The following is a 23547-nucleotide window of genomic DNA, read 5'->3' as shown; positions in this document are numbered from 1 at the left end:
TTGTCAGTACGTGCAGCGTGTCAGCCTGTGCAGAGAACGGCACTTATCGGCATATTATGAACTATTGTTAGCAGTAAAGTCGCCACGCGCTACAACGATATGCAGTAAAGAGGCACTTGCAAGCAAAAATAGTCGCTTTATTAAACGCGGCGTTAACCTAGCATTGTAACGATTTGGCACACAAGCTGCAGCGTTTGTCGTAGGTTGTTTAAGAGGACACTCCATGACCCCATTTGAGCAGACGGTCTACCACTTCCTTTCGCACCTCTACGGCCCCCGCGCCAGCGAGGTACAGCGCCGCCTTGGACAGCACATTGAGCACTTTCGTCACGTATCAACGGCTCCACGCGTAACAGAAATTACCGCGGGAGAAGAGGGTCATGCACCAACGTGGAGCGAAAAAGATCAGTGGATCATTAGTTACGGTGATTCCATTGTGGCAGATGACGCTCCCCCTCTTGCGGTACTGAATGAATTTCTTCAACGCTATCTGGGTGAGCGCATTAGCGGCGTGCATGTGCTGCCCTTCTTTCCATGGAGCAGCGACGACGGCTTCTCAGTTATTCATTACCGAGAGGTTAATCCAGAGCTGGGTAACTGGGAGCACATACGCGAACTGGCCAGCCACTACGACGTGATGGCAGATTTAGTGCTTAACCACGTGTCTCGCGAATCGCTCTGGTTTGTTGATTATTTAACCGGCAGCCTGCCAGGCCGCGATTACTTTATTGAGGTTGAACCGGAAACTGATGTTTCCCAGGTAATTAGACCACGCAGCAGCCCCTTGCTCGTGCCTATTTCTACGCGTCGGGGAACCCGCCATGTATGGGCAACCTTCTCGGAAGATCAGATCGACTTAAATTTTGAAAATCCTGACGTATTGCTAGAATTTGTTGGCATTTTGCTGTTTTACCTCCAACAGGGCGTGCGTATCATTCGCCTGGATGCTGTGGCATTTTTATGGAAACGTTTGGGAACATCGTGCATTCATCTTCCAGAGACACACACCGTCGTGCGTTTACTGCGCGCCATTGTCGATGAAATATCACCGGGCACGCTGCTAATTACCGAGACCAATGTTCCTCACGCAGAAAACATCAGTTACTTTGGCCTAGAGCGACTTGCCAATGGCGCACCCGACGAAGCCCATATGGTTTATCAGTTCGCATTGCCACCGCTGCTGCTACATACACTCACCCGCGGTGAAGCGACCACTCTGCAGTCCTGGCTTGCTAGCCTGCCGGTACTGCCTAAGCAGTGTACTTATTTAAATTTCACTGCCAGTCATGATGGTATTGGCGTGCGTCCTTTAGAAGGCTTGCTTCCTGACCATGAGCGAGATGCGCTGCTAGAACTGATGCATCGCTTTGGTGGCTTTGTCAGTATGCGTAGCAATCCTGATGGCAGCGATACGCCTTACGAAATCAATATCACCTGGTTTGAAGCCATGCGCGGCACACGTAGAGGGCCAGACCCTTGGCAAATTGCCCGCTTCCTTTGCAGCCAAGCCATCATGCTTACGCTTCAGGGCATTCCCGCCCTTTATATCCATACCTTGACAGGCACCCTTAACGATGTCGAAGGGGTAGAGCGCAGCGGCCGCTTACGTTCAATTAATCGCCGCCGCTGGCAGCGTGATGAGCTAGCGCTATTACTCGAAAGCCCCTCAACACCGACCCACGATGTGTTTCATGCGCTTAGTCGTCTGCTCGAACAACGCCGATCAGAACCCTGCTTCCATCCCCATGCTGCGCAGCGCGTACTGCCCACGCCCCCAGAGTTACTTGCTATTGAGCGAGGCCCCCTCAGTGACGGCCGCCGTTTATTAGCCCTATTTAACGTAACCGATACACTGCTGCCATTAAATAAGGTGGGAGAGGCGCTTGAACGAGCGCTTAGCCATCATGCGTGGCGTGCTTTAGACCAACAAAACGCTGGTGAAGAGACTGCGTTACCCCCTTACGCCATACGATGGATGGTAACGGATGCTTGAAACATGCGTTGCGGCATAACGTCTCAGCAGTGGGCAATATAATCGTCAAATAATCTACGGCTGAGATACTGCAGCATTGATCATTAACTAAAACGGTTAACTATGCTGCAGCAGAGTATCGCCATTGGCCCCCTGGGGTTCAGTCTTCATCAGCTTGTGTTGGTCATGGCTTTTTTGATGGCACTTTTAGTGGGGGCGCTACTAGGGCGGCGGCACAATGTCGCGGTGAGCGACACACTCATAACGGTGTTTTTTATCGCCTTCATTGCCGCGCGAGTAGTATTTGTTGTGCGGTACTGGGGCGCATATGATGGCATTATTGCTCGGCTTGACATTCGAGACGGTGGCTTTGATTTAACAGGCGGTATAATTGCCGGTCTTGGCTATGCCAGCTGGGTGCTGTGGCGCTCTTCTCGTCAGCGCAGGCCTTTAAGTGGCGCTTTGCTGGCGGGCGGCCTAACCTGGGGTCTTATCGTTGGTAGCACCGCCTTAATTGAGCAACAGTCGCGCCCTCTCCCAAACACGCCGCTAGTCGACCTAAGTGGCCAATCTACCAATCTACCTCAACTTTCCCACCAGACGCAGCAGCCTATCGTGGTTAATCTTTGGGCAAGCTGGTGCCCCCCTTGTATTCGTGAAATGCCTGTTTTTGAAGAAGCGCAGAACGCCGAACAAGGTATTACCTTTGTATTCGTAAACCAAGGGGAAGATGCCCAACACATCGAAGCGTTTATGCACCAGCATGATCTTTCACTGGATAATGTGTGGCTTGACCAACGCAATGCACTGGGAGAAGCGACGGGGGCTCATGCCATGCCGACCACCCTTTTTTACAGCGCGGAAGGAAAGTTGCTTAACACCCATTTTGGTGAACTCTCCCGAGCCACCCTTCATCAAGGTTTGGAACGTTTACGTTGAGACACCCTCTTACATGGGCCCATTTCATCAGCGGTTTACCTTGCTTAATTTTTATATAAGGACCTCCCCATGAACTACTTTTCCCTGACACGTTTAAGCAGCTTGTTACTATTAACAAGTATTGGCGCCACATCGGTTGGCCATGCCGAAGAACTACCTGCACCAGTGCAAGCGTTAGCCAACCAAGGTTTAACAATTCACGGTCAGTTTGAGGCACCAGGGGGCATGCGTGGTTACGGTGCTAGCGTCCAGGGTCAGGATATGGCGATTTATTTAACCCCTGATGGCGAACATGCCGTTGTCGGTACGCTGATGGACAGTCAAGGCAACGACCTTACCGAAGCACAGTTAGACGAACACGTTCGAGTTCCCTTGGAAGCGCAAACCTGGGAACTGCTAGAAGAGAGTCACTGGATCCAAGATGGTGATAAGGACGCTCCGCGGGTGATCTACACGTTTACTGATGCCAACTGCCCCTACTGCCGCCAACTTTGGGAACAAAGCCGCCCCTGGGTAGAAGCAGGTGACGTGCAACTGCGTCATATTATGGTCGGTATTTTAGCGCCAAATAGCCCTGCCCTAGCAGCCACACTGCTAGGCGCAGACGACCCTTCAACCGCGCTACATAACCATAGCAAAGGCGATTCGCTTTCAGCGAGCGCACAGCCAAGAGATATTGAAGAGCAGGTATATGCCAATAACCAGCTGTTTGAGGAGTTAGGCCTTTACGCTACGCCTACCAGCGCATTCCTACGCGAAACAGACAACGGTGATGTACGTATTGATAGGATTCAAGGCCTGCCAAGCGAAGAGCGCATGATTGAAATGATGGGTAGTGAAGCGCCTTAGTACCGTCCATGACACCGTCTTAGGGCTGCGGCTAGGTACGGCTGCTTCCACTCAACGTTCTCTTCGTAACCAGTAGCCCGTGGTGTGATAACACCACGGGCTACTGGTTTCCCTGATACGCGTATTGCGATGCTTAGAGCGCAGCCCGTCAGGCAGATTATTCGTCAGCTAAGCTTTCGAAACGGGGCATGCCTACGTTCCAAGGCTCGATGTCGCCTTTCTCGCCGAAATTGTCATGGTCACCAAGTACATGACCATCATGTTCACGGGTTTGCCCGTAGAGCGAGCGTTTGTGGAAAGTAGGCCCGAAGCGCTCAGCGGTTTCGACAATATCTCCCGTATAGCGAGGGTCTTGCGGGCGCTCTTGGCTGCTCATGTAATAGGCAATATCCCAAGCATCTTGATCGCTTAGCGAGCGCGGTTGACCGAGCGGCATATTGTTGTAAATGAACCCTGCGGCAGTATCTACCCTAACAATGCCTGCGCCCCAGTTATTAGAGCCATCCCCCCAAGGCGCTGGAAAAACGTACTCGCCGTTTTCATAGTGCCCAGAGCCGTCTTCTTGGTGGCAAATGGCACAGTTTTCCTGATATGCGACTTCGCCACGGGCGTAATCAGGGGCTTCAGCTGGCTCATCTGGCGCAGGAAAGCCACGGCCATAAATTGGCTGACTGGGGTACATAGGCGCTCCCGTAGCCAGCCATTGATGATAAGCACTCAGCGCAAGCATTTCGTCACTGCCGTACTCAGGCGGCGTACCATTCATCGAGTAAGCAAAGCAGCCAGCAATGCGCTCTTCAAGGTTGTTAACGTGTTGGTTTTTACCCCTGAAGTCAGGAAGCGTGACCGCTGCTGCCCACACCGGTGCACTAAACGGTTGACGCCCTTCACCTAAGTGACAGCTAGAGCAGTTCATATCGTTATAAACATTTTCACCACGCAGTTGCTGGGTATTGGTGAATAAGTCGTAGCCATAACGAATGACTTTTTTCAGCTCTGGGTGAATATCAGCCTCTTCCAGGTCTGCCATGGTCGGCGGAACGTGAACTAGCTCGCCTTCTTGCGGGGCAGGAAAGCCAAGCTCCACTAACCCTTGGTAAGGCATTTCATCCGTTGTGGCTGCCTCATTGGCAGCGAAGGCACTGACCACGATACCTGTGGCTAATGAACAGCCTGTTAGCGCTAACACGAGACGCTTTTTATGCAAATTCATTGTGCTGTCTCCCCTTCTTCACTGTCGGTTTGAGCGCTAACATCCTGGGTGGCATACCATGCAGACACCGCTTGGATATCCTCATCACTCATACGCTTAGCAATAGCCCCCATCAGATTCTGAGGATCATTACTGCGCTCATCATTTTGCCAAGCATGCAGCTGGTTGCTTATATAGCCTGCATGCTGGCTTGCAATGCCGGGGAACTCTTCACCAACGCCCGTGCCACCCGGTCCGTGACAGCTTTTACATGACACAATATAGGCATCCCAATCTCCACGCTCAGCCAGTTGTTCGCCACGAGCTAATAAAGCCTCATCAGCATCATCCCCCCCTTGGCCTGGCGTTATGGGCATTTGGCTATAGTAAGCGGCAACATCCGCTATTTGCTGATCATTGAGCATGTTAGCAAAGGGCATCATGGTAGCGTTTTGGCGCCGCCCCTCTTTAAAATCATGTAGCTGCTTAGCGATGTAATCAGCATTAAGCCCTGCCAAACGCGGCCATGACTCACCACCAGGTATATTCATTCCGCTGCCGTTAGCTTGGTGGCAGGCAATACACGTCGCCGCGGCAGCTTGGCCGCGTTCTGCATCACCCGTTTCGGCAAAAACGCTGCCAGCAACGGTGCTGGCACCGACAAAGCTGGCCCCTATCAGCAAGCTAAACTTGCCCCACTGTTTTTTATTCATATTTCCCCCTAACTGCCGGTCGTTATTTGTTTATCTCGTGGTTATTTCCATGCTCACTTACTACGTTCTGGCTGTTATGGCTAAGCGAACGCTATCCAATCGCCTCTTCCTGTCCCCTCAGTCACCGCCAGTAGGGGTAGGCAACGAAGAGGTGAATAAAATAGGGTCAGGCAAAATAGGGATAGATAGGTGAGCGCTAAAACCGCCGCTCTCAACATTTTCAAAGCTCACCCAGCCACCAAAACGCTCAACAATTGCCGCCACAATCGCCAAACCCAAACCACTCCCTTGCTGCTTGCTGACACGCCAGAAGCGTTGGGTTAATTGTTTCAGTGTAGCGTCATCTACACCGCTTCCCTGATCATGCACGGTGAACGTTACGTGACGCTGATCAGGGGAAGGCTGCACGGTGAGCACCACAGGCAAATCATCTGCGCCATGGTGCAGCGCGTTATCCAGTAGGTTACGCAGGGCGGTTATTGCTAATTCTCTCGGCATGGCTAGGCACACATGGGGAACGTGAGCGGGAGGCTGGCACTGTCCTGCGGTTGCTACACTGTCGGCGATCGCGAACTCTACAATCTCTGCCACCTGGCTTGGTTCGCCGTCGTCAAAGCGCATACGCCCCTCAACTCTTGCCAATGTCAGCAGCTGATCCAGCGTATGCGCTAGACGAACAACCCCCGCCTCGGCACAACGGAGCGCTTCTTTGGCGACGTCACCTTCTGCACGCTGCGCGACCTGGAGATGGGTTTTAATCGCGGTCAAAGGAGTACGCAGCTCATGTGCGGCATCATTGGTAAAACGCTGCTCGCGAACGATGGTTTGCTGGATTCTCACCAGCAGGCCATTGAGCGTATCGATCAGCGGTTTGATCTCTTTCGGTACGCCATAGGTAGACACTGGTGCCAATGCTTCCGGATGACGACTGGCAAGCGATTCACGCAGCCTTGATAGCGGGGCCAATCCACGCCAGACCACTACCCACAGCGCAATCAAACTGCCTGTCAACGCCACGACAAACGGCACAACAGCGACGCGAAACACATCGCTAAGCAGCATGTCCCGCTCATCCATTCGATCGGCGGTAGTAATGACGAGATCGCCTCGCTCATAAGTAAAGACACGCCATGTCGTATCGCCTTCTTGACGATATGCATGACCACGCTCACCCGGTGCCAGTATGGTGTCCATATTGGCATGGGTGCGGGCGATAATATCGCCACGCGGTGAGTGAACCTGGCAGGCTAACCCCTCAATAGGGGGAATAGACAGTGAGCGCGTCTGACTCTGTTCCCAAACATCTTCAGGCAGTTGAAGCACCAAGCCCGCTACCATTCGAGCGGATTGGGCAAGGCGCTGGTCTAGTGTTTCCACAAACTTTTTTTCTAAATCACTGAGCAACCAAGCGGCGGCAACGCCCCACAGCAACGCTAGCGACACCCCCAGGGTGAGTAATAGGCGAGCACGCAAACTCATTGCTGCCCCTTATGGGGTGAGCCTGGAAGATGAACCGCCTCAGGTTTGCCTAACCGATAGCCCAACCCTCGCACCGTTTCAATAACTCCACTGCCGAGTTTTTTACGCAGATGGTGGATATGCACGTTTAGCGCATTGCTCTCTACATCATCACTCAGCCCATAAAGACTATCTTTAAGCTGATCGGCAGAGAGCACGCTACGCGGCGAATGCAAAAAGGCCTCCAAAAGCACCAGCTCTCGCCGCGATAGCGTTACTAGATGACCAGAAACTTTTACTTCACGCGCATTAGGATCTAGCGTTAACGCGCCATGGACCGTTAGGCCCTGGCTACGACCAGATACTCGCCTAAGCAACGCATGGAGGCGTGCCACTAACTCATCAAGATCAAAGGGCTTTACCAAGTAGTCGTCGGCCCCGCACTGCAATCCATCGACGCGGTCTCGTATCGCATCGCGCGCTGTCAACATTAATACCGGAGTGGCAATACCCTGCTCGCGCCACGATTGCAGTAACTGAAGACCATCACCATCGGGAAGGCCACGATCAAGAATGACTAGATCGCTGGTAACTGACTGCATGGTTTGTCGCGCGGCTTGAATCGTGGAAACATGATCGACGACAAAGTCGTACATCATCAAACCGGAACGTATTCCTGATGCGACAAGCGGGTCATCTTCAATGAGCAAGACGTGCATAAGCGGTTTTCCTTTTATTGCAGCTAGCATGGCAAATACACATTAACCCAGCATTAAGCTAGCGGGCTGTGTCATCAATCTGTTCATAAAAACCAGCTATAAAAACCAGCTATAAAAACGCCCTTGTCTGGGCAGACAAGGGCGATAGTAACGGACGATATGTGATGCTTTAGCTGATACGTTTTGCGATAAACCAGCCTGCTACCATCGCAATCAATAACGCCAGTAGAGGTATAGACAACCCACCTACAGACGCAATAGCAGGGCCAGGACAATAGCCAGAAAGGCCCCAGCCGATGCCAAACAGCGCTGCGCCGCCCAACAATTTACCATCGAGTGTTTGCTTCGTAGGCAATTGAAAACTGCCGCTAAATAATGGCTCACCACGAGCAAAGACAACCCGGTAACCCACGAATGCGGTAACGACCGCCCCCCCTAACACAAACATCAGTGTGGGGTCCCAAGCGCCAGCCACATCTAAAAAGCCAATCACTCGCGCTGGGTCCGTCATGCCAGAGATTGCAAGCCCAAGTCCAAAAAGCAACCCCGCGAGGTAGCCAGCCGCAATTTTCACGACCCCCCTGTTTTTCACGGCATGAGTACGCTTACTTATCTCGCTCATGCGCCACCTCCGATCACATGGTGCGTTACATAAACGGTCGCTATCGCGACAAGTAGGAATACGCCGGTGGCGGCCATGGAACGGGTTGATAGACGTGCCAAGCCACAAACGCCATGCCCACTGGTGCAGCCGCTACCAAGCCCAGTACCGAGGCCTACTAGCAGCCCTGCCACCAGCATCAGCGGTACACCCCCTGCTGGTGCACCAATCACTGAACCGGGGGCATCGGCTACATTACCTAACCCACCACCTAGTGCCATGACTAGCAACGGACCACTGATCAGTCCAACCAAAAAGGCCAGCCGCCAAGCGCTGTCGCCCTGAGGGCGCTGGGTTATTAAGTTTCCGATGATGCCGCTAATGCCAGCGATGCGCCCTAAGGCTCCCATCAGCCATACCGCTGATAGCCCTATCAACACACCACCAACGAGCCCTTGCAGGCTTGCCATCCAGTCCACGGCTTACACTCCTTGCCTGTAATTAATGCTTGTTTTTGCAGGTTGAGATACCCAGCAAAGGATACAGCGGGCAAAAATTAAATAGCCCTGTGGCAAGCGGCACAATGCCAACCCATCCCCACACGCCAATAGTGCCGGTGATTGCCAGCACAATTAGCACTAGACCGACAACGATTCGCGCCACTTTATCGATACCGCCAACATTTGCTTTCATCTTTAGCTCCTTAATAATAAAAATTAGTTTATAAATCAGTTAAAAACGGTTGATGGGTACTTTCAGGTAGACCTCGCCGTTATCCTCGGCAGGCGGCATTTCGCCTGCGCGCATATTGACCTGTACTGACGGGATAATGAGCCTAGGCATACCCAACGTGGCATCCCGTTCTGTGCGCATTTTTACGAATTCGTCTTCGCTGATGCCTTCGTGCACATGAACATTCGCCTCACGCTGCTCTTCAACACTGGTTTCGTGTTGGTAAACGTCTCGACCTGGTGCTTTATAGTCATGGCATAAAAACAGCCGTGTTTGCGCCGGTAGCGCCAGCACTTTTTGGATAGAGCGGTATAGCGTGCGTGCATCACCGCCGGGAAAGTCACAGCGGGCGGTACCATAATCTGGCATAAACAGTGTGTCGCCAACGAAAGCCGCATCGCCTATTACATAGGTTAGGCAGGCAGGCGTATGGCCCGGAGTATGCAGAACGTAGCCCTGAAGATTGCCAATAGTGAAGGTGTCACCTTCATTGAATAGGGCATCAAACTGGCTGCCGTCTCGAGCAAACTCGGTGCCCGCATTAAACGCTTTACCAAAAATTTCCTGCACATCGACAATACGTGCGCCAATCCCCGTTTTTCCACCCAGCGTTTGGTGCAAATAGGGCGCTGCTGAGAGGTGATCAGCATGCACATGGGTTTCTAAAATCCATGCCACTTCAAGACGGTTATCGCGAATAAATTCAATAATGTCATCTGCAGAACGTACATCTGTACGCCCTGCGGCGTAGTCGAAATCCAGCACCGAATCTAGGATAGCGCAGGCATGACTATCAGGATCCTGCACCACATAACTAAAGGTGTTGGTGGGTTCATCAAAAAAATGGGTAACGATCGGGCGTTGCATGCTATGCCTCCAACTAATGGCAAGTAGTGATGCTGCTGTGCACTCATCATAGACCATAAATGGTTATATGTTTATACTTCTTTGGAATTTAAAACCGTTTCTTGAGTGTGGTCAAGGTTGCGCATCGCTAAGTTGCATAGTGAGATATAAAAGCACTATTGAAAGAATCGATTTTGCAAAAAAAAACAGCACCCCGCTGCCTGCGAGGTGCTGTTACTCTCTAATGCTAATCTATGGAATGACGAACTAGGCGATTTAAGACGTTACACTTTACCTTGGTTATCAAGCTCAACTGCTTCATGCATGCGAGCTAGTACGTCAGGCATAGCCGCCTGCACACGGTTCCAGCTGGGAATAAAAGGACGCTCGCGGGGGTTGTCTAAAAACAGGTTGCCTGCTTCCAGCAAATTACTGGCAAATAACTCTACCGCCTGTTCTTCACAATGGCGGTCCAAACTTAGCCCATTCATCGTCGCGTCGTGATCGTAGGCTTCAATGAGGTCTAATGCTAACCGGTAGTAAGTCGCTTTAAGGGTTCTAAAATCTTCACTGCTAAAGCTAATCCCTTGGGTAGCCAACTTCCGGTACAGCGCTTTAGCGATATCCAGACTCATTCGGTTCAAACCGCCCGTTGCATCCTCTTCGCTAATGGGCTGATGCTTGTGATCATAGGCGTCAGCAATATCAACCTGGCACAGCTGACGATGCGAGTAGTTGCGCTGCAGCTCAGACAAAACGCCGATTTCTAATCCCCAATCAGCGGGAATGCGTATACCTTCAAGTACGTCACTGCGCATAGCAAACTCGCCGGACAAGGGGTAACGGAAACTGTCTAGATAATCCAAATAAGGCAGCGGTCCACAGACGGTTTTCAAAGCCCGTAACAGCGGCGTCACCATTAACCTAGAAACGCGCCCATTGAGCTTTCCTTCAGCGATACGCGGGTAGTAGCCTTTACAAAAACTGTAATTGAACCGGGGGTTCGCGACGGGATACATAAGCCTTGCCAGAAGGCCTCGGTCGTAGGTAAGAATATCGCAATCGTGAAGACCAACAGCGCTGGAACGGCCTGAACTCAGCACATAACCAGCGCAATACCATACGTTCCTTCCTTTCCCTGGCTCTAAAGCCCCTAAGCCGTGGCTCTCTAATTCTTGGTCGATGGCGCGTAAACGCGGGCCGTCATTCCATAAAATGCGAGTGTGCTGGGGTAAGCGTGAAAAGAACTCGCGCGCATATAAAAACTGGTCACGATCTGCCCTGTCTAAACCAATGACAATTTCATTGAGATAAGGCACTTTCACCAGCTCATCCACAATGGCCGACAGTGCTGGTCCTTCCAGTTCAGAAAAAAGCGAGGGTAATATCAGCCCCATTGGGCGGCGCTTGGCAAACTGGCAAAGCTCCTGTTCAAGCGCTTCAACCGGCCGACGGGTTAAGTTGTGAAAATCGGTAATCACACCATTTTGATGAAAATCACTCATACGTTAGCCTCCCGTGGCTTGTTAAACTGATGCAGCGGCTTCATTGGTGGGTGCTATTTTTAGCCCACCCTCATCTTGCCCCCACCAGTGGTCTATTCCCTCAGCCCAACCAGTTGGCCCGGTTGCATGTGTCCGATATAGCACGCTATTTTGCGGCTCGACGTTGAGCGCGTGACAGCCTCGAATGACTACGGCTTGATCAACAGTTTCCAGCATCGTGATGTCGTTTGGGCCATCGCCCAGACCTAATGTAAGCGGCTGACTGCCTCGTAAAGCAGTAAATCGTTTGATGAGCCACTCTACTGCACCGCCTTTATCAGACAGCCGCCCCATCACATGCCAAAAGCGCCCGCCCTGGGTGAGTTCAAGGCCATCGCCTTGCAGCGCAATGCGGAACGTTTCAAGTGCAGCCTCACTGTCCTCCCAAATAAACGGTTCACTCCCCTCTCGCTGCCGCGCAGCTTTCGCGCGGGTTTTATCAAGCCCGGTCAATTCCATCACTTGCTGCAGGCTTAAGTCCCCCATGCGAGTAAAACGAATGTTTAAGCGCTTACGCCAAACGTTCAAGCGCGCTCTAATGAAGCCGCTATCGACACCCGTTTGTTTAACAACCACCCCGTCTAGGCCATTACCAGGCCGGTCTAGTCGTGCATGACACCAGCCGGGCGGTAAACCAATGACGGCACCATTCTCAGCAATAAAGGGAGTCGCTGTTAGCCCAAGGGCTTCACGCAGGGGTATAAGTTCGGCGCGGGTTTTGCTAGTGACCGGTATGACCGGTACACCTAGCTGTTTAAGACGGGCAAGCCAAGGTTTAGCAGGTGAAAAGTCATAGCTGTGGTGATCTAACAGTGAACCGTCTAAATCAGTGACTACCAAACGCGGCTGAAGCGCGGGGTCCATGTCACTGGGTGACTGAGCATTACTGGGTAACGCAGTACGCGTGTGTTCGGTCATAGCACCACCTTTTGCAAATCTTAAATGTCGTTACGCACGCTCACTTGTAGACAAGCAACTAAGCAGTTTATATGCCAATACCATTTTAATTCTAAAAATCATTAAGTTAAGCCATCAAGAACAGCCATCTTTTTGCAAGCACCAAAACAACGCAATCTAAGCGCACTAAAACAGTGCATATAAAAAAACAAAAAAATGCGACAAACCCTTGGCAAAAGCTCACAAATAGCTATACTCGAATTGTACCCACTGACAACCTTGTACACCCCTCACCTGATGTCAGTGGGCTGCAGTGAGCCAAGCCCTTTCATGCCCGCCTCCCCCGGCGGGCTTTTTTTGCTAAATACTTACGTAAATGTTTACCCCAAAGCATATTCGACTATAGAGAACATTAGACTATGGAGAACATTCATCTATAAAGAACATTAGTCCACGTGGATAACAACCTCAACGCGCCGGTTTCGCGCTCGCCCTTCAACCGTAGCGTTATCTTCCAATGGTTGGGTTGCGGCTAACCCTACCGCTCGTAAACGCTCTGGGGCGACGCCTGCGGCTTCTAGTGCTTCAACAATCGCAATCGCCCGCGCACTCGAAAGCGCCCAGTTGGATGAAAATTCAGGCGTATTAATAGACTGACTATCGGAGTGCCCTTCCACCCAGACTTCGCCCTCAAAGCGCTGAATGGTTTCCATCAGCGACCCTACTAGCGAGGTGCCACCCTCTGTTAACTGAGCATCGGCAGAGGGGAATAGCAGCCGATCTTGCACTCGCAAGCTGATACCCTCAGCAACCCTGGAAACTTCCACGCCTTCTAAGTTAGGTAGATACGTCGATGCTTCCACACGCTCCTTCAATCGCTCATCAAGCGCTAATGCACTACTGATCGCGTTATCTGATACTGCTTGTACATTGACAGGGGGACGGTCAGTGAGCACGACCATGTAATCCGCGAACGGCGAAGCTGACTGACGCTCATCAGAACGCAGCAACAACTGCGGAAGCCCACTAGCAACCATCGATGGCGCTAAGTCTGATGGCGCTGTCTCTATTGATGCTTCTTCAATTGCCGACACTTCTTTAGCTCGCGCTAATAGGGGCGGCACGCCCTCAACAACAGCGCGCGCCTTAGGTAAGCCTGCTACGCCTAACGCAGCACTGATCGCAAGCGGACTGAGCGCATCGCTAGGCAGCACGCCCATTATCGCGCGCTGCTCACGACGCTCAGCAAGTGCGGCAGGCAATGGCACTTCTATGGCTGGCGCTGCCTCGTAGCTGTACTCATCAGAAGCTTCCTGTTGAAACCATGATGGGTTAGTAACATCAGCCGCCGCAATAATGATGACAAACAGCGCTACCAGTAGCGTCATGATGTCGATATAGCTAATCATCCAACCGCTATTACTTTCATCTTCTGGATAGGCGGTTAGCAATGAATCATGACGCGGACCAGCGCGGTGGTCTTCAAGCATGGGTGTTTTCACTCATTCAAGTTTTTAACCTCGTGGCCGATCTAGGGTAAGCATGGCAAACTAGTCTATCAAAAGCCGTTTCGTAGCGAGAAGGAACTATCAGGTGCGCATCCGACCTATCCCATCAATAACCGTGGCATCGAGGGCCAGGCCTTCAAAAACGGTATCTTCAATAACGATGTCTTTAAAAACGATGCCCTCTAAAACGCTGTCATTACCAACAAGGTCATCATCCATGGTTCAACTATTGCGCCCTGCCTTTATCGGACTGGCGAGCCTAATGTTAAGTGGCTGCTTCTATGCCAACACATCACAAGCTCCCATTGCGACCACCTATCCTTATAGTGAGCAGCAGCGTATGCAGGCAGCTCAACACTGGGAAGTACTCGCTCAGCACGAAGCAGCAGGCATTCTACGCAGTGAGCACGTTCGCTTTAGGGATCTGCATATCCCGGCGCAAGAGCACGCGTCAATGAATGCTTACTACGGTGGCGAGTTTGAGCGCGGTTTTCGTACGCTATTAACAAGCGAACTGGTATCGCGAGGCGGTAGCGTAATGACCCAGCCCAACGCTGGCGGAGCTACTGTGCAAGTAGATGTAGAAGTCGTTGAACATCGTGATCGCGGTTATGTACGCCCGCCTTTTGGTGCTTACACCGCTTTGGCGGGTGGTGTTACCGTGGCTAGCATGGCACTTGGAAACTGGAGCGAACCTGCACTGGCATTAATCCCCGCGGCGATGGTGGCGGATACAACCAGCGGCAGTTGGACATATGAGGGCAAAGAAGAGGTTATCATCACTACCCAGATTGTTGATAATGACCGTATTCTCTACTCCTCATCTAATATTTATTACATTAATGCGGGTGACCGACGCCACTATGCCCCACATCGCGTCCCTCAAGCGCCTGCAACCCCAACTGTTTCTATCACCGATACTTGGTAATTACATGCTTTCACTTTTTGCCCCACTTAAACTGCGCGGGTTAACCGCAAGTTTTCGCCTGTTTATTGCTGCGCTGCTTACGCTGTTCTTGGCAGGCTGTGCTGCGCTTGGCAATAACAATAGCGTGAGAAATGCCGAGCCCCAGCCAGACCTTTCCGAGCTAGCCCATGAAGCCGCCGCTCAAATGGTCGCCAGCAATCCAGACCTTACACGCCATAGTCCCATGATTGCAGCTACCTTCGTGAGTATTGATAACTTAAGCCAGTCGTCTACGTTTGGCCGTATTAGCTCAGAAATTATGGCGTCTGCCCTCGCAAGGCAAGGTATGCAGGTACGCGAAGTCAAAATGCGTGACAGCATGTTTATCGAAGAGACTGTTGGCGAATTAATTTTATCCCGCCAAGTCCAACGTCTTAGCGCCCAGCACAATGCACGCTCCATACTGATGGGTACTTACGCACAAGGCCAGGACTATCTCTATGTGAGCGCACGAGTAGTCCGCGCTGGTGATGCAATGGTGCTTGGCAGCGCTGACTTTAAACTGCCGCTGGATAATAACACCCGAAGCCTATTGGAAGGCCAAGGCGGCTGGTAGTCGACTCACCTCTTGCCGCGACACGAATGAAAAGGATGAACATGCCCACCCGCACAAGCAAACCACTTATTGTGGCCACTAGTCGCTTGATAAAGCTATGCGCAAACATTACTAAGCTGCTTAGCTATATTTTTCATGCCGTGCTGCCGAACAAACGCTTCACCCTGCCAGCCCATGCCGCGCCTTGGCTAGCACCTAAAGACCATTCGTCTATCCCACGTATTATTTGGCAGACTAACTTTACTAATAAGGTGACGCTGCCGGTTTATCTGAACTACTTGTTTAACCGGCTCATGGCGCCCCGTTTCGAATATCGCTTCATGATTACCGAGGCGCGGAGTGACTTCATTAAAGAGAATTTCGACGACGCCCTATTCACCAGCTATTCAAAGTTGCAAATTGGCGCAGCACAGGCGGATTTTTGGCGCCTCATGGTGCTCTACAAGTACGGTGGCGTTTACCTAGATATTGACGCACATGCCATTTGGCCACTTGCCCGCGTTGTTCCTGCCGATATTGACGAACTCTATGTCACGACCCGTAAGGGTGAGCTGAGCAACTACTTCATCGCCAGCAAACCAGGCAACCCCAACCTACGCAGGCTGATTGATCGAGTGCAACAAAACATTGAAGAGAACACGCTCACCAACGTGTTTGAACTCACTGGTCCTGGCGTATTTATTCAGTTGCTCGATCAAAACGCGGTACCCACGGTGTCATATCGCCATGCCTGCAACCAGGGCAATTTCACTAACGAGTACTTTCAGTACGTTGATAAAAAAGCAGGCAAATGGACGAAGGAGCAGAAAAAAGTCAGCATTATTCGCCAAAAAGAGCCTTGATCTTAAGATCGTCTTTCATACCAACAAAAAAGCGCTAACCGTGAAGGTTAGCGCTTTTTTTATCGCTTTCTGCGTTGCCATACCGCGACTAGACGATCTAGAAAGGTTTATACGGCATGGCAAAACGCATTTCGATTACTTGTAAACCGGGAAGCGACCACACACCTGTGCCACTTTATCAAGCACTTGGGCTTCGATAGCGCTGGTGTCATCGCCCTTAGCCAGCACATCTAGGATATCGCAAATCCAGCCAGCCAGTTGGGTGCACTCCTCTTCACCAAAGCCACGAGTGGTCACCGCCGGCGTACCAATGCGCAAGCCAGAGGTTACGAACGGGCTTTGCGGATCGTTAGGCACTGCGTTTTTGTTCACGGTGATGTGCGCACGGCCAAGAGCGGCGTCAGCATCTTTACCGGTCACGCCTTGCTTGATCAGAGACAATAGGAACAAGTGGTCTTCAGTGCCGCCAGACACGATATCGTAGCCACGATCGATAAACACCTTGGCCATCGCCTGGGCGTTTTTCACCACCTGCTGCTGGTAGGTTTTGAACTCAGGTGCCATAGCTTCTTTGAAGCAAATCGCTTTAGCAGCGATAACATGCATCAACGGGCCACCTTGGCCACCCGGGAAGACCGCTGACTGCAGCTTCTTCTCGATATCTGCATCGTTTTCCGCAGAAAGAATGACGCCGCTGCGTGGACCACGCAGGGTTTTATGGGTAGTAGAGGTCACCACATGGGCATGGGGCAGCGGGCTGGGGTAAACGCCTGCAGCGACCAAACCAGAGACGTGTGCCATATCCACCAGCAGGTAGGCACCTACTTCGTCAGCGATCTCACGGAACTTAGCCCAATCAACAATTTGTGAATAGGCCGAGAAACCAGCAATGATCATTTTGGGCTTGTGCTCGCGAGCAAGCTCGGCCACCTGTTCATAATCAATGAAGCCCTGCTCGTTCAGCCCATACTGGATAGCATTGTAGTGCTTGCCAGAGAAGTTAGGCTTGGCACCATGGGTTAAGTGACCGCCCGCATCCAGGCTCATACCCAAGATAGTGTCACCCGGTTTTACCAGCGCTTGGAAAACCGCGCTATTGGCCTGAGAACCAGAGTGAGGCTGAACATTCACGTAGGTCGCGCCGAACAGCTGCTTGGCGTAGTCGATCGCAAGATTTTCAGCGATATCGACAAATTCACAGCCGCCATAGTAGCGCTTACCTGGATAGCCTTCGGCGTATTTATTGGTCAGCTGGCTGCCTTGCGCTTCCAATACGCGGGGGCTGGCGTAGTTTTCAGAAGCAATCAATTCAATGTGAGCTTCCTGGCGTGCAACTTCTTTTTGCATCGCGTCAAAAAGCACATCATCGAATCCGGCAATTGTCATATCGCGGCTGAACATCGGCGGGAACCTCGTTACGAAAGGATCATCATGGAGAATCTAGGGCGCTATCATAACGCAGCCTGACGCGACTTTCATCGCATCCGCGTCAGGTCGTGCATGAGCGTATTTCATGTTGAAGCAATCAGTAAAAACTGACTAACTGGTCAACCACGCTACTTCAGCTCAAAGGTGAACGTAAACTGTTCGGCATTCCCCATAGGATTCATTATGAATTGGTTAATAATAAACGGGTTGGGCAAGGCCACATTAACCGTTAAGGCTTGGGAATGACCCGCCATAATATCGACTAACCCTGTCATTAATTTAGTTATTTGGGGGCCTAATAATGGCTCAAGCTGACGAGCTTGGCCCAACGCCTGAGAAACGGCTTGTGCTTCGGTAATGTTCTCGTTTGCCGCAATTTCAGTGGTTAATCGTGGTAATAACCCTTCATCGGTATAAGCCACGTTCACCTCACCACCCTGCAACGTTGCTGATTCAAACAGTGAGGGAGTTTGCATTGCCTGCTCAATGGAAACATTTTTTGGCAACATGATCGGCAAATCAAGGCTGTATTCAACGCTTGCAGCACCACTCAAGCGCAAATAGCCATCAGCAATCAGCCGATCACTCTCCCCCTCTTCTTCCCAACGGGAATGGCTGCGCCCTTCAGCTCCGAACTGACCACTACCACCGGTAAGTACCTTGTTGAAAGTTTCGAACTCTTGTCGTTGCTCAGGTGGCAGTAGAGGCAGCAGCCCCCCAATGTCAAAAAATGCACCTTCGAAGCCTGCATCGCCCACATAGGCATTGCCTTCTACCCAGGCACTATCCAACACTATGCTCCAATCATCTCCGGACAGGTTCACGCCATTTAATACGGCGTGCTCGACACTCTCTTCCCCAGGCGTATCGATCCCGGTTAGCTGCTCAATTCGCAAATTAGCGAGCGAAAAAACCGAATTAACCCCGCTTTCCAAGTCGTTAAAATCAGCATTAACTCCCTGCAAATCAAACAAGCCAATGGCGCTACTGCTGACTTCTTCAAGCGTGAGCGTTTCAATATGCAACTGTCCCTCGAAGGGAGGTGAATCTAGCTCACTAAAAAACTCATCTGCTGCCTCACCTTGTAAATTTAGCGTGATGTCACGCGCATTCAGCGCCTTCCATACCACGTCAGACGCACTCATTTCATCAAACGAGGGCACTGCTTGCGAAGCGTCTGGCAATTCAATGAAAGCAACACTGAAAAAAGGCTGAGAGTTGCCTGCCTCGCTAACGGCCATACCATCAATGACTACGTTATCGGGACGATGGTAGTCCCCTTCAACGCGGTAACGTTTGATGGTAAACACGTCACCATTGGCATAAGTAATCGCTATGTCTTCCGCGATCGTAGCCTCAGACTGCTCATAGACCTCGGCAACCTCGAAGGCGCTCGCTTCACCACCCAGCCGCTCGCGAAGATCTGCTTCAAACTGCTGGGGTGAAGCGCCCACCCCACCGGAAAGAAGCAGTAATGAAAAACCAGCCGTAAACTGGCGATAACCTAGAGACACAGGCATCTCATGACCTCCTTGTGAGAAGCGCTAAGCATAGCATTTGGAAACGTGCTGTTAAGCTTCACCAAGCAACCCTAAGCTAGCCGCAGGCGCTTGACGCCGCAGGCTATAAGAGAGGGCATGTCCGATAATGCCAATTAGCAACGCACCTCCAAAAGGTAGAACAAGCCATAGGCCCATATGCAGGCGCGGTGTTAAATCAAGCCAATAAAGATAAAGTGCGGCAGTGGCAAATTCTGCAAGGAAGGCCCCCATTAAACCACTGGCAAAACCAAGCAGCGCATATTCAGCACCTTGTACCCGTGAAATCATTCGGTTACCTGCACCAAATACACGCAGCAAGCCACTCTCATGGGCGCGTACGGGGCGGCTAGCCGTCAGTGCAGCATAAAGCACGCTAACCCCTGCCATCAGCACTAGGATAAGCACCAGCTCTACTGCCCGAGTAACCTGGGTAAGCACCTCACGCACTTGGCCTAAAATGGCATCCACATTAAGCAATGATACACCTGGGAAATCACTGACCAACTGCCGGATTAAGCCCTGCTCTTGTTCTGGCAAATGAAACGCCGTGATAAAGCTATGACCGAACGCTTCGAGCACGCCAGGGGGGAAAATGACGAAGAAGTTCGGGTTGAAGCTATCCCAGTTAAGGCTACGCAGGCTCTCAATGCGGGTAGTAATGGTATCACCGCCTACAGAGAACGTTAGCTCGTCGCCCAACCCAAGGCCAAGGCGCTCTGCTAATCCATCTTCCACTGAGATGGGCACAACGTTAGAGGTTTCCTGAGGCGTGGCGTCCACCTCGCTCATCCATCCCTGTGGCTCACTCGGTTGTGAAAACCACTCTCCGGCGACGACCTGATTACCTTCGGGCAACGCTGATTGCCAGGTAAGGTTCAGTTCACGACGCAGCGAGTTATCGCCTCTGGCATCGGGTGGAACGGCTTCTATCGGTGGTTGACCGTTGATCGCGCTGATGCGACCTCGCACCATCGGATATAGCGTACTTTGGGTTTCCACCCGTGGAGCAACCGCATCTTCGAAGGCATCTCGCTCACTGGGCTGAATATTGATAGCAAAGTAATTAGGGGTATTTTCCGGCAACTGATCTTGCCACGTGGTCAGTAAATCACCCCGAACCAGCACGATCATCGCCATGGCAAAGAAGGTGACCGAAAACGCCAACAGCTGCCCAAGCCCTGCCTGCTTTCGGCGAGCCAGTTGCCTGCCGCCCAAGCGAAACGCTTGACCCCACTCGCTCCCACCGGAAAGCCGCTGAACAGCTTTCAACAGGCCGTTTAGCAACAGCGTGCTAGCCATCCACAATAGTCCTAATAGGGCTGCACCACCGATGAGTAGCGCCAGAGCAAGCGAAAAGCTACCCGAGTAAAGCCATAACAGACCACCAAATACTACGCTCGCCACACCCACCACTAACCAAGCAGACGGCGGTAGGGGATCAAGCTCACGGCGTAACACTTTTAACGCACTAACACGCTTAATGCGTAACAGGGTGGGCCCAGCAAAACCAACCAGTACCGCAAGTGCAGTAAAAATGCCCAGCCACAGCGGCATAATGCCAGGGGGCGGCAGTGTCATCGGCAGAAAACTTGTTAACAGCCAAAGCAGCACAGCCTGACCAATAAGCCCCAACAGCGCGCCAATAATCGCAGCCATTAGTGCGAGACCCATTAATTGCAGGGTAAAAATAGTCACTAATTGATATTGGCTAGCGCCAAAGCAACGCAGCAATGCAGCGGTGTCTAGATGGCGCTCAACGTAACGGCGGGTCGACATTGCCACCGCCACGCCCGCTAACAAGACGGCTGCCAAGCCGGCAAGCCCCAGATAACTCTCAGCGCGTTGAAGCGCGTTGCCTAACTGAGGACGGTCAACACGCACATCACGTACGTCCACCCCATCACGCCTTAGTTCGGCCAGCAAACCCTGCACTTGCTCCAATGCCGCAGGCGGCCCCGCAGCAAGCAGCTCAAACTCAAGGCGTGAACCCAACTGCACCAACCCTGTTGCTTCCAGGTCAGCAGTATTGAGCATTAAGCGTGGGTTGAAATTACCAAAACCGGCAGACTGATCGGCCTCACGCTCGATAATCCCACTAATCAGCAGTTCCGTTTGACCTACTTGAACACGGTCGCCTATCGCAATATCAATCAGTTCTGCTAACCGCGGGTCTGCCCAGGCTTCCCCTGGTGGAGGGCCTGATGCAACCTGCTCAACCCCGTCCCCGCGATCCACATGGGAAACGCCATAATGAGGATAGACATCATCCACCGCTTTCAAACTAGCTGGCTGGAAACGCTCGCCACGACTAATCATCGACACCAGATCCACCTGGTCACTCAGCGTAAAACCCGCCTGCTCTAGCGTCGTGCGTAGTTCTTCCGAGAACGGTTCGCGCTGCTCTAAAACTAAATCCCCCCCCAGCATTTGACCGGCTTGGCGCTCTAATCCACGCTCTAAGCGATCTAGAAAAAAGGCGATCATGGTAGAAGCAGCTACCGCCAATACCAGCGCGACAAACAGCGCGCGAACATCGGCGGCACGTAGATCACGCTTCAAACTACGCGCCGCAAGCCGCCAGTTTAGTTCACTCATCGCCACCCCCGCTGGCAACAGCCGTTGGCTCAAACGCCATTAACTGCCCGTTCGCCAGGCGCAAACATCGGTCGCAACGGCGCGCAAGTGCGTGGTCATGAGTTACTAAAATAAGGGTGGTGCCCGCTTCACGGTTCAGTGTGAAAAGCAGGTCAATAATTTGTGCCCCTGTTTCGGGGTCAAGGTTACCGGTTGGCTCGTCGGCAAAGACTAGTTCAGGGTCGGTAACAAACGCCCGTGCAATGGCAACGCGCTGCTGCTCACCCCCTGAAAGCTGCTTAGGCAGATGCCCTACGCGCTCGCCAAGCCCAACTCGCTCAAGCCACTGCGCCGCTGCCTGAGTCTCTCCTGCTCGGGGAGACAACTCTAATGGCAATAGCACATTTTCCAGTGCGCTTAACGTCGGTAACAGCTGAAAGTTTTGAAATACAAAACCGACTCTTCCGGCACGCAACGCCGCCCGCCCATCTTCATCCATTTGGCTTAGCGGCTGGCCAAACAGTGTCAGTTCCCCATCACTGGGCGTGTCTAACCCCGCCAACAACCCTAGCAAGGTCGACTTACCAGCACCGCTTTTACCAAGAATGGCAACACTTTCTCCCGCTGCCACGCTCAACGAAAGGTCGTGTAAGATAGTTAACGAACGCTCCCCGCTTCTCACCCGTTTAGACAGTTTTTCAGCATGCAGGACTGGCTGGTGAGCTTGCTTGTGAGGAACATTGCTGGCGATGATGGTGTCGGTGGTGGGCTGATGCGAAGTGGCATCATCGGTTGGCAAATTGGTTTGTGGATCCAAATTGGCTTGTGGATTAGAGGAGTAAGACATGAAGCATGGCATCCCTGTAGCGTGGCAAAGACTGAACCGCATGGTAACCGGAGGGTTGCTGGCACTGATAGTCATCTTTAACGCGTCTGCACTCAACGCTGACCAACGCCCAACACTTTTAGTCATGGGCGATAGTCTTAGTGCCGCCTATGGTATAGAGCAAGAGCTGGGTTGGGTCACGTTATTGGCCGAGAGGCTAGATGGTGAAGCCCAAGTCATCAATGCCAGTATCAGCGGTGAAACGACGTCCGGCGGTGCACAACGATTGGCTAATATTATCGGACAACGACAGCCTGATATCGTTCTGCTTGAACTAGGCGGCAACGATGGCTTACGTGGCCTCCCACCGACTCAAATGCGCTCCAACCTAGCCAGCATGATTGAGCAAAGCCAACAGGCAGGAGCCGATGTATTATTGCTCGGCATTGATATTCCGCCTAACTACGGCCAAGCCTACCGCGATGCCTTTACGAGTGTTTTTCATTCGTTAGCTGATGAGTATGACGTACCGCTCGTACCTTTCTTGTTGGAAGATATCGCACTTAATGAACAACTGATGCAAGACGACGGCATACACCCCACCGCCGAGGCCCAGCCAATTATTTTAGACAACGTCTGGCCAGCCCTGGAACCACTGCTCGACAGCGTGTTTCAAGCATCCGCTGAATGACACAACGATAGCCCTTTATCCCCACTCCATACCCACCCAATCTAATGAGGCGCTGCTAAGCAGATAGCACTAAGGAAATAGATAGAATTTAGGCAGTAGCTAGCACTTAGGATATAGATAGCACTAAGGAAATAGTGCACTTCAACGCCGTA

Annotated in this window: 23 protein-coding genes; 7 read left to right on the top strand and 16 right to left on the bottom strand. The window is 51.9% G+C overall.

All coding sequences use genetic code 11. From position 1 onward, the window contains the following. Window positions 1-223 precede the first annotated feature (223 nt). The 3 genes from M0220_RS13170 (at window position 224) to dsbG (ending at window position 3760) form a co-directional block, all read left to right on the top strand. On the top strand, window positions 224-1993 hold the full coding sequence (locus M0220_RS13170) for a sugar phosphorylase (RefSeq protein WP_264017868.1): 1770 nt from the start codon (window positions 224-226) through the stop codon (window positions 1991-1993). A 102-nt stretch (window positions 1994-2095) separates the two neighbouring features. Next, window positions 2096-2911, top strand: coding sequence for a TlpA disulfide reductase family protein (locus M0220_RS13165; protein ID WP_264017867.1), 816 nt, complete (start codon window positions 2096-2098; stop codon window positions 2909-2911). A 69-nt stretch (window positions 2912-2980) separates the two neighbouring features. Continuing rightward, on the top strand, window positions 2981-3760 hold the full coding sequence (gene dsbG / locus M0220_RS13160) for a thiol:disulfide interchange protein DsbG (protein ID WP_264017865.1): 780 nt from the start codon (window positions 2981-2983) through the stop codon (window positions 3758-3760). Window positions 3761-3917: 157 nt separating this feature from the next. Here dsbG and M0220_RS13155 read toward each other — a convergent pair whose 3' ends face one another. The 12 genes from M0220_RS13155 to M0220_RS13100 all read right to left on the bottom strand — a co-directional run bounded on the left by M0220_RS13155 (window position 3918) and on the right by M0220_RS13100 (window position 14189). Continuing rightward, window positions 3918-4973 carry a c-type cytochrome gene (locus M0220_RS13155; protein WP_264017864.1) on the bottom strand — a complete coding sequence of 352 codons (1056 nt, stop codon included), beginning with the start codon at window positions 4971-4973 and terminating at the stop codon, window positions 3918-3920. Then, entirely contained in the window at window positions 4970-5665 is a 696-nt protein-coding gene (locus M0220_RS13150; RefSeq protein ID WP_030071798.1) for a c-type cytochrome, read from the bottom strand. Before M0220_RS13150 ends, M0220_RS13155 begins: the two co-directional genes overlap by 4 nt. A 117-nt stretch (window positions 5666-5782) precedes the next feature. Next, complete coding sequence (locus tag M0220_RS13145; protein ID WP_264017863.1) at window positions 5783-7144, bottom strand: ATP-binding protein; 1362 nt, start codon at window positions 7142-7144, stop codon at window positions 5783-5785. Next, window positions 7141-7842 (bottom strand): response regulator, encoded by a 702-nt coding sequence (locus M0220_RS13140; RefSeq protein WP_030071794.1) that lies wholly within the window; start codon window positions 7840-7842, stop codon window positions 7141-7143. The genes M0220_RS13145 and M0220_RS13140 overlap by 4 nt, the downstream gene beginning before the upstream one ends. 169 nt (window positions 7843-8011) lie before the next feature. Continuing rightward, window positions 8012-8464 carry a DUF6691 family protein gene (locus M0220_RS13135; protein ID WP_051690147.1) on the bottom strand — a complete coding sequence of 151 codons (453 nt, stop codon included), beginning with the start codon at window positions 8462-8464 and terminating at the stop codon, window positions 8012-8014. After that, window positions 8461-8922: a YeeE/YedE family protein gene (locus tag M0220_RS13130; RefSeq protein WP_264017861.1), complete on the bottom strand. Its 462-nt coding sequence runs from the start codon at window positions 8920-8922 to the stop codon at window positions 8461-8463. Before M0220_RS13130 ends, M0220_RS13135 begins: the two co-directional genes overlap by 4 nt. A 22-nt stretch (window positions 8923-8944) precedes the next feature. Further along, window positions 8945-9136: a YgaP family membrane protein gene (locus tag M0220_RS13125; RefSeq protein WP_030071788.1), complete on the bottom strand. Its 192-nt coding sequence runs from the start codon at window positions 9134-9136 to the stop codon at window positions 8945-8947. 39 nt (window positions 9137-9175) lie between these two features. After that, on the bottom strand, window positions 9176-10042 hold the full coding sequence (locus tag M0220_RS13120; protein ID WP_030071786.1) for an MBL fold metallo-hydrolase: 867 nt from the start codon (window positions 10040-10042) through the stop codon (window positions 9176-9178). A gap of 263 nt (window positions 10043-10305) precedes the next feature. After that, window positions 10306-11526: a glycosyltransferase family protein gene (locus M0220_RS13115; protein ID WP_264017860.1), complete on the bottom strand. Its 1221-nt coding sequence runs from the start codon at window positions 11524-11526 to the stop codon at window positions 10306-10308. A gap of 21 nt (window positions 11527-11547) precedes the next feature. Next, window positions 11548-12483 (bottom strand): HAD-IIB family hydrolase, encoded by a 936-nt coding sequence (locus M0220_RS13110; RefSeq protein ID WP_264017859.1) that lies wholly within the window; start codon window positions 12481-12483, stop codon window positions 11548-11550. A 425-nt stretch (window positions 12484-12908) separates the two neighbouring features. After that, complete coding sequence (locus M0220_RS13105) at window positions 12909-13952, bottom strand: OmpA family protein (RefSeq protein WP_264017858.1); 1044 nt, start codon at window positions 13950-13952, stop codon at window positions 12909-12911. 99 nt (window positions 13953-14051) lie between these two features. Further along, complete coding sequence (locus M0220_RS13100) at window positions 14052-14189, bottom strand: hypothetical protein (RefSeq protein WP_264017857.1); 138 nt, start codon at window positions 14187-14189, stop codon at window positions 14052-14054. On the opposite strand from M0220_RS13100, the gene M0220_RS13095 reads away from it, so the two are divergent. Genes M0220_RS13095 through M0220_RS13085 form a run of 3 tightly spaced genes read left to right on the top strand, consistent with a single transcriptional unit; the run spans window position 14188 to window position 16335 of the window. Continuing rightward, window positions 14188-14898: a hypothetical protein gene (locus M0220_RS13095; protein ID WP_264017856.1), complete on the top strand. Its 711-nt coding sequence runs from the start codon at window positions 14188-14190 to the stop codon at window positions 14896-14898. The genes M0220_RS13100 and M0220_RS13095 overlap by 2 nt on opposite strands. Before the next feature lie 4 nt (window positions 14899-14902). Next, the gene (locus M0220_RS13090) at window positions 14903-15493 is read left to right on the top strand and encodes a FlgO family outer membrane protein (RefSeq protein WP_264017855.1); all 591 of its coding nucleotides are present in this window, start codon (window positions 14903-14905) and stop codon (window positions 15491-15493) included. 41 nt (window positions 15494-15534) lie between these two features. Further along, window positions 15535-16335 (top strand): glycosyltransferase family 32 protein, encoded by an 801-nt coding sequence (locus M0220_RS13085; protein ID WP_264017854.1) that lies wholly within the window; start codon window positions 15535-15537, stop codon window positions 16333-16335. A gap of 135 nt (window positions 16336-16470) precedes the next feature. On the opposite strand, the gene glyA is transcribed toward M0220_RS13085, so the two are convergent. The 4 genes from glyA to M0220_RS13065 form a co-directional block, all read right to left on the bottom strand. Next, the gene (gene glyA, locus M0220_RS13080) at window positions 16471-17736 is read right to left on the bottom strand and encodes a serine hydroxymethyltransferase (protein WP_030071771.1); all 1266 of its coding nucleotides are present in this window, start codon (window positions 17734-17736) and stop codon (window positions 16471-16473) included. A 155-nt stretch (window positions 17737-17891) separates the two neighbouring features. Beyond that, a complete protein-coding gene (locus M0220_RS13075) occupies window positions 17892-19283 on the bottom strand; it encodes a hypothetical protein (RefSeq protein WP_264017853.1) in 1392 nt (463 codons plus the stop codon). Window positions 19284-19334: 51 nt separating this feature from the next. Beyond that, window positions 19335-21899, bottom strand: coding sequence for an ABC transporter permease (locus tag M0220_RS13070; RefSeq protein ID WP_264017852.1), 2565 nt, complete (start codon window positions 21897-21899; stop codon window positions 19335-19337). Next, a complete protein-coding gene (locus M0220_RS13065) occupies window positions 21892-22725 on the bottom strand; it encodes an ABC transporter ATP-binding protein (RefSeq protein ID WP_264017851.1) in 834 nt (277 codons plus the stop codon). Before M0220_RS13065 ends, M0220_RS13070 begins: the two co-directional genes overlap by 8 nt. Between M0220_RS13065 and M0220_RS13060 the strand changes: the two genes are divergently transcribed. Beyond that, window positions 22724-23395, top strand: a complete 672-nt coding sequence (locus M0220_RS13060) for an arylesterase (protein WP_264017850.1) — start codon at window positions 22724-22726, stop codon at window positions 23393-23395. The genes M0220_RS13065 and M0220_RS13060 overlap by 2 nt on opposite strands. Window positions 23396-23547: the final 152 nt, after the last annotated feature.

Origin of the sequence: Halomonas qinghailakensis, assembly GCF_025820815.1 — a bacterium.
GTDB lineage: Bacteria > Pseudomonadota > Gammaproteobacteria > Pseudomonadales > Halomonadaceae > Vreelandella > Vreelandella qaidamensis.
This window is presented reverse-complemented; position numbering and strand designations above follow the sequence as displayed.